General features: G+C 50.1%; 1 pseudogene. It reads left to right on the forward strand.

Going from position 1 to position 1,068, the window contains the following annotated elements:
- A pseudogene (locus AND4_RS19260) lies at positions 1-1,068 on the forward strand (penicillin-binding transpeptidase domain-containing protein); the annotation flags it as partial.

The raw sequence follows: 1,068 nt of genomic DNA on the forward strand, positions 1-1,068 counted from the left end.
GATACGCAGAGCAAACCTCGCATTGCAAGTCGTCAGCCTGCTTACTTCCAGCAACTTAACATCGAGCTGAAAGAGAAGGTAGGGGATAACTTTAAAGCGGAAACAGGATTGCGTTTGTTTACCTCACTCGATCCTGTCTCTCAAACTAAGTTGGAGCAAGCGATTGCAACCAAAGTACCTGAGCTTGCCAAACGCGCGGGTAAAGAACTTGAAGCCGCGGCCGTTGCCGTTGACCGACACAGTGGTGAAATTCGCGCTATGGTAGGTGGTAAGCGTGTTGGTTATGAAGGGTTTAACCGTGCTTTGAACGCCAGCCGTCCCATTGGCTCATTGGTGAAGCCTGCGGTTTACCTTACTGCATTGGCGCAACCTGAGAAATACAACCTCGCCACGACCTTGCATGATACGCCATTGAGTTTGAAGGGCAGTAAAGGCTCGGTTTGGTCTCCACGTAACTTTGATCGTAAGTTCCGTGGCGATGTGCCGCTGTACCTAGCTTTGGCGAAATCACTCAATGTACCAACGGTGCGTTTGGGGATGGCGTTGGGAATTTCACAGGTCTCGGATACCTTGGAACGTTTGGGGGTTGATAAGAACGAAATTCGTCCGGTGCCTTCGATGTTTCTTGGCGCATTTTCACTAACGCCATTTGAAGTTGCTCAAATGTATCAGACGGTCACTAACTCAGGCAAACGAGCTAAGTTATCGGCACTACGCTCGGTGATTGATATGGATGGTAATGTGCTGTATCAGTCACTACCGCGTTCGTCTCAAGCGGTTGATCAGCAAGCAGGTTGGGTTGACCACTTACGCGATGAAGCAAGGTGTTGCTCAAGGTACGGGACGTTTCCTACAAAGCCAATTCGCTTGGGCTGCGCTTGCTGGGAAAACGGGTACCAGTAACGACAGTCGAGACAGCTGGTTTGTGGGGGTTGATGGCCGTGAAGTGACTACGGTGTGGCTCGGTCGTGATGATAACAAATCGACTAAACTTACTGGTTCAAGTGGTGCGCTGCGCGTGTACGCAGAATACCTGAAACAACGTATTCCTGAACGACTAGAATTACC

The organism is Vibrio sp. AND4, assembly GCF_000171815.1.
Taxonomy (GTDB): domain Bacteria; phylum Pseudomonadota; class Gammaproteobacteria; order Enterobacterales; family Vibrionaceae; genus Vibrio.